5 protein-coding genes and 1 pseudogene are annotated in these 7,793 nt (G+C 68.1%); 3 read left to right on the top strand and 3 right to left on the bottom strand.

Annotation, left to right across the window (positions count from 1 at the left end; genetic code table 11):
- Window positions 1–181 precede the first annotated feature (181 nt).
- Together ACWDSL_RS50405 and ACWDSL_RS50400 are read right to left on the bottom strand one after the other, a co-directional pair.
- Window positions 182–1,119: pseudogene (locus ACWDSL_RS50405) on the bottom strand (carbohydrate binding domain-containing protein); the annotation flags it as partial.
- A 305-nt stretch (window positions 1,120–1,424) separates the two neighbouring features.
- Window positions 1,425–1,886 (bottom strand): Lrp/AsnC family transcriptional regulator, encoded by a 462-nt coding sequence (locus tag ACWDSL_RS50400; protein ID WP_450496120.1) that lies wholly within the window; start codon window positions 1,884–1,886, stop codon window positions 1,425–1,427.
- A gap of 579 nt (window positions 1,887–2,465) precedes the next feature.
- Between ACWDSL_RS50400 and ACWDSL_RS50395 the strand changes: the two genes are divergently transcribed.
- The gene (locus tag ACWDSL_RS50395) at window positions 2,466–3,410 is read left to right on the top strand and encodes an NAD(P)-dependent oxidoreductase (RefSeq protein WP_450496119.1); all 945 of its coding nucleotides are present in this window, start codon (window positions 2,466–2,468) and stop codon (window positions 3,408–3,410) included.
- Between the two features lie 97 nt (window positions 3,411–3,507).
- Here ACWDSL_RS50395 and ACWDSL_RS50390 read toward each other — a convergent pair whose 3' ends face one another.
- Window positions 3,508–4,740 carry a right-handed parallel beta-helix repeat-containing protein gene (locus ACWDSL_RS50390; protein ID WP_450496117.1) on the bottom strand — a complete coding sequence of 411 codons (1,233 nt, stop codon included), beginning with the start codon at window positions 4,738–4,740 and terminating at the stop codon, window positions 3,508–3,510.
- Window positions 4,741–5,052: 312 nt separating this feature from the next.
- Between ACWDSL_RS50390 and ACWDSL_RS50385 the strand changes: the two genes are divergently transcribed.
- Together ACWDSL_RS50385 and katG are read left to right on the top strand one after the other, a co-directional pair.
- On the top strand, window positions 5,053–5,490 hold the full coding sequence (locus ACWDSL_RS50385; protein WP_014174569.1) for a Fur family transcriptional regulator: 438 nt from the start codon (window positions 5,053–5,055) through the stop codon (window positions 5,488–5,490).
- 33 nt (window positions 5,491–5,523) lie between these two features.
- Window positions 5,524–7,746: a catalase/peroxidase HPI gene (gene katG / locus ACWDSL_RS50380; protein ID WP_450496115.1), complete on the top strand. Its 2,223-nt coding sequence runs from the start codon at window positions 5,524–5,526 to the stop codon at window positions 7,744–7,746.
- Window positions 7,747–7,793: the final 47 nt, after the last annotated feature.

The raw sequence follows: 7,793 nt of genomic DNA, 5'->3' as shown, positions 1-7,793 counted from the left end.
GGTGATCAGCGCTGCGCGGCGGGCCGGGGCGGCGGGGGCACGGCCCGCCCCGGCCACCGCGGCCTGAGGTGTCACTTCAGATAGGGGCCGTCGCTGCCGATCTTGCCGGGGCCGTTCAGCACGTAGACGCGAAGGTTGCCCTTGCCGGGTGCCGCGACGGACAGCGAGCCGTTGGAGACTAGATCTTCATGCCCTTGGCGTGAGCGGCGTTGATCAGGTCCTGGTACGATGCGCCGTCCGACTCCAGGCGCGGGTCGACCTGGTAGAAGTCGTAGCCGTGGTAGCCGTGGTAGTCGTAGTCCGAGCGGTTGAGGACCACAGGGGTGATCCAGACCGCGGAGAAGCCGAGTGCCTTGAATCACCTCGGAACATGGGGTCGTTGTTGGCCGCGTTGCCGGACTTCACGTGCTGGCTGCCGCCGCGGTTGTTGGAGCTGTCGCCGTCGTGGAAACGGGCGGTGAGGACGAAGTAGATGGGATCTTTGCGAGGGTCGGTGCCCAGCGGGGTGCCGGCGGCCGGTGCCGGCGCCTTCTCCCCGGTGGTCGCGGTGGCCGCCGCGGAGGCGGGCGAGGTGTTGCCTGCGGCGTCGAGGGCCTGGACGGTGTAGGTGTAGGTGGTCTTCTCCTCGAGGCCGGTGTCGGAGAAGACGGTTGAGGTGACGTCCGTGACGACCGTTCCCTTGCTGCCTCCGGTGCGGGTGACCCGATACTTCGCCACACCTCTGTCGTCCGTGGCCGCTTCCCAGCTCACGACGACGGACGTGTTGGCGGCACTGGCCGTGACCTTGGGGGGTGTCGTCGGGGCCTGGGTGTCCGGGGCCTCCGCCGCGCACGGGTCCTTGGTGCCGACGGTGACGGTCCTGTCCTTCACGGTCGAGATGCCGGTGGGGATGGTGTAGTCGGAGCTGTTGTTGTTGTCCCAGACTCCGTTGCCGTTGTTGAACGCGGCCTTGAGCGATGAGGCCGTGCTGATGTCGAGTGTCTTCTTCCACCAGCCGGTGCAGGCAGGCTCCATACCGACGCCCGGGACGGTGGTCCAGGAGCCCCCGGCGGGCGCGTAGTGGATGTTGACGGTGGTCCACCCGGTGGTGGCCGTCGAGTAGTAGACGGTCGCTGTGTTCGACGCGTCGGCGGCGGTCTGAGCGGGGTGGGGCGGGACTCCGACGCGCCCGTCAGCAGCCCGAGCACCCCTGCCGTCGCGACGGCTGTGGCGAGCGTGCGCCGTAGTGGACGTGGTCGTCTGTCTCCCGGGGGTGTCGTTGATGTGCATCTCATGGCGTCTCCCGGTGGGGCGGCGAGTGGGGGAGTTGCACTGAAGGAGGAACCGGCAAGTTGCTGCAAGCTATTTCAGGCGAAGCTACAGGGACATGACAGCCGGGTAAAGGGATGCCGCTCCGTGGGTGCTTCTGCCTTCCCCCGCTCCGCTCACAGGGGCAGTTCTGACGTCAGCTTGATCTTTTGCATGGGGATCTCCGTCTTGACGCTCTGCACGCCCTTGATACGGGTCAGATGGTCGACCTGGAACTGTCGATACGCGTCGAGGTCGGCCGCCACCACACGGAGGAGGAAGTCGCAGTCTCCGGCCATCAGGTGGCATTCGACGACCTGGGGCAGGAGCTTGATCTGCTCCGTGAAGTGGTCGACGGTGTCGGTGTCCTGGCCCGTCAGCCATACGCGCGCGAAGACCGTCAGCCCCACGCCGATCTTCGCCGCGTTGAGCAGTGCGACATAGCGCTCGATCACTCCGCCCTCTTCGAGAAGCTTCACCCGGCGCAGGCATGGCGAGGGCGACAGGCCCACCTTCTCCGCCAGCTCGACGTTCTGGATCCGGCCGTTCTCCTGCAGAGCCCGGAGAATTCGACGATCGATACTGTCCAGCTCTCTCATGGTGCCTGGCCCTTCTCGTCGATGAGGCATCCAATGCTGGGGTGGATCGACTGAGGAGCATTCGGTGCCAGTGAAACGTGAAAAGTTAGCAGAATCGGCAATCGCCTGCCAGTCATTTCGGCCTAAGCTGCTCCCAAACGAGCGTGGGAGAGATGGAGGAGCCACGGTGGCACACAGGCGCTGCTGTTCAAGCGGAACCCGCATGCCGCCCTCCGACTGGGTCCCGCGGCCATGGTGTTCCACGACGCGCAGGAGATCTTCGAGGGCATGAAGGCCTACCGGCTGCCCGACGGCGACGTCACGCTGTTCCGCCCCGACGCCAACGCATGCCGCTTCCGACGCGCCGGCCTCCGTCGGGACCATCCCGCCGGGCATCACCCGCGATTCGCTGATCACCTTCGCCCGCGACCTGGGGCTGACGGTCCGTGAGGAACCGTACGCCGTCGACCGGTGGCAGGCGGACGCCGAGAGCGGGCGGCCGCGCGAGGCCTTCGGCTGTGGCACGGCCGCGGTGTTCACGCCGATCGACGTAAGAGACCCCGTCGCGGGGCAAGAGGCAAGAGACAAGGAGCTTCGGACATGACGCACCGGGTGCAGGGCCCCGACCCCCGGCCGGAGGAGGAGGTCGGTTTCATCGGGCTCGGAGGCATGGGACAGCCCATGGCGCTCAACCTGGCCAAGGCCGGCACACGGCTCGTCGTATGGAACCGGTCCGCCGAGCGCGCCGAGCCGCTGCGGGCCCTTGGGGCGAGCGTGGCGGCCGATGTCGACGAGGCGTTCGCGCGTACCCGCATCGTGATCGTCATGCTGCTCGACGAGGAGGTGACCGACGCGGTGCTGGGGCGTGGTACGCCTGGCTTCGCCAAGCGGGTCGCCGGCCATGTGGTGGTGTCGATGGGCTCGGTCGAGCCCGACTACTCACGCGCACTCGCCGCCGAGATCCTCGCCGCGGGCGGACGGTTCGTCGAAGCCCCCGTGTCCGGCTCGAAGAAGCCGGCCGAGGCCGGCCAACTGGTCGCGATGCTCGGCGGCGACCCGGACACGGCGGCCGAGATCCGTCCGCTGCTCGCTCCGATGTGCCGGGAGACGCTGTTCTGCGGCGCGGTGGGCACCGCGCTGCTGATGAAACTGGCGGTCAACCTGTATCTGTGCACGATGCTGGCCGGCCTGGCCGAAGCCGTGCACTTCGCCGACCGGCACGGGCTGGATCTCGGCATGTTCCAGGCCGCCATCGGCTCGGGACCGATGGCCAGCGATGTGACGAGGGTGAAGATCCCGATGCTCAGGGAGCGGGACTTCTCGGTGCAGGCGGCGACGTCCGACGCCCTGACCAGCACCCGGCTCATCGCGAACGAGGCGCGCGCCGCCGGGGTGTCGTCCCCGCTCCTGGACCTGAGCGGCGAGCTCTACGGCGAAAGCGTGGACCTCGGAAACGGCCGGCTCGACATGGTGTCGGTCATCAAGGCCATTGAGGCGCGCACCGACGCGCTCGGCCATTCGCCGGACGTACGGGCTACGCACTGACCTCGGCCGCGACCAGTGCCAGGGCGTGTCACCCGCCACCGGCGCCCAGTACCCGCCACCCGGCTTCGGCGAGCCGGGTGGCGGAGGCGCCTGGCCGCTATCCGCCGAAGGACACGGAGAGCTTCCCGTCCGAGGCGAAGGACCACTTCAGCGCGCCGCTGTACGACGAGCACCGAGACCCGTTCGTACCGGACCAGAACTGGTTCGAGACGTCGGCATCGCCGATGGTGCGGTCCTTCGTCCCGCTGCCACTACGGCACGACACATTGTCCCGGAACACCGAAGTTCCTCCGTCGAAGGAGAAGTTGCGCTCGGCGTTGTCGATGCCGATGTTGCTCGACACCGACATATGACCCGGGTTGCTGTTGTAGGTGAAACCGTGCTTGCCGTTGCGGTAGGCGATGCTGCGCCGGACGACGTGGTCGACGGCGATGTCCGAACCGCCGAGTTTGAAGCCGTTGCGGTCACCCTTCGAGGCCTGTGAGCCGTCCGTGAGGGTGCCGTTGTTCAGGGCGAGGGAGTCCTCGATGGTCACCGGGCCGATGGCGCCGGTGTCCGTCTTGGTGTAGAGGTCCCAACCGTCGTCGATGTTGTTGTGCGACACGTCGTACCGGAAGACGTTGCCGGAGCCGACCGTGAGCTTCGCGGCGAAGCCGTCGGCGTCCTCGCCGTCGGAGTCGGCGTTGTCATGCGACTCCGAGCTCACGACGAGGTTGTTCGCCGGCCACTGGTCGCGGGGGGTGCTGGAGGCGATACGGGAGATCTGGAGCCCCGTGTCGCGGTTGAAGCGCGTCACCGCGCGTTCTATGACGTTGTTGCTGCCGCCGACGAAGATCCCGTTGTCGCCGGCGCGCTCGACGGTGATGTTGGAGACGCGCCAGAACGACCCGTTGACGGCGAGCCCGCGGTTTGCCGGGTCCTCGCTCATGGCCGAGAAGTTCAGCACCGGCTTCTCGCCGGGGTAGGCGGACAGCTTCTTGGGAGCGCTCGAGGTGCCGTCGTTGCCCGGTGCGATGGTGACCGTCTGCGAGAGGTTGTAGGCACCGCCGCGCATATAGATGGTGCCACCGGGGGTGATGCGGGTGATCGCCGAGGCGAGTGTCGTCGGAGCGGACTCCGTACCGGGCGCGGCGGCGCTGCCGTTCGGCGACACGTACAGGTCGCCGGCGGCGAGGGGCGCGGCCTGCGAAACGGCTGGCGGGACCGCGAGCAGACCCGCCGTCGCGAACACCGCCACCGCCGCGGCGGCGAGGGCGCCGCGTGTGCGGCGTACGTCGGCGGCTGCGGGGGCCTTCTGCTGCGAGGCAGGGGAAATCCGGGTGTGCTTCATGGCGCTGGGACCTCCTGTTGTGGGGGGCTGCCGTGGGGGCGGCACGCAGCTCATGAGAGCGGTTACTGATCGCTGCCTGTCCTAGGAGGGGCAGTATGGAGCGCGTCTTTACAGGTGACGGCCATCACGCACAGGGCAAATTAGCAAGCGCTTGCCAAAGCGTCAACGCCATCTGCGCCGCGCCTTCCAGGCCGCCACTCGCACCGCATGTCACGCCACAACAAGGCAAACGTTGCCTGACTCGCGCCACCACTAAACTTGAATCATTCGTTTTCCTGTACAGGTCGTGTTTGTGGAGGTAGCTTTGGCGCCATGACCGCATCCCAGAGCCCGGCCCCCGCCGAGGAGCTGCGCGGTGCCGGCCTGCGAGTGACGGCCGCCCGTGTCGCGCTGCTCGAAACCGTCCGCTACGGCGACCACCTCGATGTCGAGGCGATCGCCTCCCGAGTGCGCGATCGCGTGGGTCACATCTCCCTGCAAGCTGTGTATGACGCCCTTCACGCGCTCACCGCGGCGGGGCTCATACGCCGGATCGAGCCGGCAGGCAGCCCGGCTCGGTTCGAGGGACGTGTCGGGGACAACCACCACCACGTCGTATGCCGGTCGTGCGGTGCCGTCGCCGACGTCGACTGCGCGGTCGGCGAGATCCCCTGTCTGACCGCGTCCGACGACCACGGCTTCTCGATCGAGGAGGCCGAGGTCATCTACTGGGGCCTGTGCCCCGACTGTTCCACCGCCCGCAGTTCTTGAACACCATGATCCGCCCAGTCCGGAAGGATTCCCATGTCAGAGAACCATGACGCTATCGCTGCAGACGCGCAGACGGAGGGCGGTGGCGGCTGCCCGGTCGCACACGGGCGCGCCTTGCACCCGACCCAGGGCGGTGGGAACCGCCAGTGGTGGCCGGAGAAGCTCAACCTGAAGATTCTTGCCAAGAACCCAGCCGTGGCCAACCCGCTCGGTGAGGAGTTCGACTACGCCGAGGCGTTCAAGAGCCTCGACCTCCCTGCCGTGAAGCAGGACATCGCCGAGGTGCTGACGGACTCGAAGGACTGGTGGCCGGCCGACTTCGGTCACTACGGCCCGTTCATGATCCGTATGGCCTGGCACAGCGCGGGCACCTACCGCATCAGCGACGGCCGCGGCGGCGCCGGCGCCGGTCAGCAGCGGTTCGCCCCGCTGAACAGCTGGCCGGACAACGGCAACCTCGACAAGGCCCGCCGTCTGCTGTGGCCGGTCAAGAAGAAGTACGGCCAGAGCCTGTCCTGGGCCGACCTCATGGTCCTCGCCGGCAACGTCGCCCTGGAGTCCATGGGCTTCGAGACCTTCGGCTTCGCCGGTGGCCGCGTGGACGTATGGGAGTCCGAGGAGGACGTGTACTGGGGTCCCGAGAAGGTCTGGCTCGACGACCAGCGCTACTCCGGCGACCGTGAGCTGGAGAACCCGCTCGGCGCGGTCCAGATGGGCCTCATCTACGTCAACCCGGAGGGCCCGAACGGCAACCCGGACCCGATCGCCGCGGCCCGCGACATCCGTGAGACGTTCCGCCGCATGGCGATGAACGACGAGGAGACCGTCGCCCTGATCGCCGGTGGTCACACCTTCGGCAAGACCCACGGCGCCGGCCCGGCGGATAACGTCGGCCCCGAGCCCGAGGCCGCCCCGATCGAGCAGCAGGGCCTGGGCTGGAAGAGCACCTACGGCACCGGCAAGGGCGGCGACGCGATCACCAGTGGCCTGGAGGTCACCTGGACCAGCACGCCGGCCCAGTGGAGCCACGGCTTCTTCAAGAACCTGTTCGAGTACGAGTACGAGCTGGAGCAGAGCCCGGCCGGCGCCAACCAGTGGGTCGCCAAGGACGGGGCCGGCGCTGGCACCATCCCGGACGCCCACGACTCGTCGAAGAGCCACGCCCCGCGGATGCTGACGACCGACCTCTCGCTCCGGTTCGATCCGATCTACGAGCAGATCTCGCGTCGCTTCTACGAGAACCCCGCCGAGTTCGCGGACGCCTTCGCCCGCGCCTGGTACAAGCTGACCCACCGCGACCTGGGCCCGAAGTCGCTGTACCTCGGCCCGGAGGTCCCGGAGGAGACCCTGCTGTGGCAGGACCCGCTGCCCGCGGCCGAGGGCGAGGCCATCGACGCCGCCGACGTCGCGGCGCTCAAGGCCAAGCTGCTCGACTCGGGCCTCACGGTCTCGCAGCTGGTGTCCACCGCGTGGGCGTCGGCCTCGACCTTCCGCGCCAGCGACAAGCGCGGCGGTGCCAATGGCGCCCGTATCCGTCTGCAGCCGCAGAGCGGCTGGGAGGTCAACGAGCCGGAGAAGCTGCCGCAGGTGCTGCGTGTCCTCGAGGGCATCCAGCAGGAGTTCAACTCCGGCGCCAAGAAGGTGTCCCTGGCCGACCTGATCATCCTCGGCGGTGCCGCCGCCGTGGAGAAGGCCGCCAAGGACGGCGGGTACGACATCGAGGTGCCCTTCACCCCGGGCCGTGTGGACGCCACGGATGAGCACACCGACGCGGAGTCCTTCGCCGCGCTGGAGCCCACCGCTGACGGTTTCCGCAACTACGTGGGCAAGGGCAACCGCCTGCCGGCCGAGTACCTGCTGCTCGACAAGGCGAACCTGCTGAGCCTGAGCGCGCCCGAGACGACCGTCCTCGTCGGCGGCCTGCGTGTCCTCGGCGCGAACTACCAGCAGACGCAGCTCGGTCTCCTCACCGACGCCCCGGGCAAGCTGACGAACGACTTCTTCGTCAACCTGCTCGACCTGGGCACGACGTGGCGGGCGGTCTCGGAGGACCAGAACACCTTCGAGGGCCGCGACGACGCCACCGGCGACGTCAAGTGGACCGGCACCCGCGCCGACCTCGTCTTCGGCTCGAACTCCGAGCTGCGCGCGCTCGCGGAGGTCTACGCGGGCGATGACGCGAAGGAGAAGTTCGTGACCGACTTCGTCGCGGCGTGGGCCAAGGTGATGGACCTCGACCGATTCGACCTCGTCTGAGTCGATCGCGTCTGGTTCATGCCTGACGTATGACGTCCAGGTCGGCC

The sequence above is a fragment of the Streptomyces sp. NPDC000941 genome, from assembly GCF_053599555.1.
This window is presented reverse-complemented; position numbering and strand designations above follow the sequence as displayed.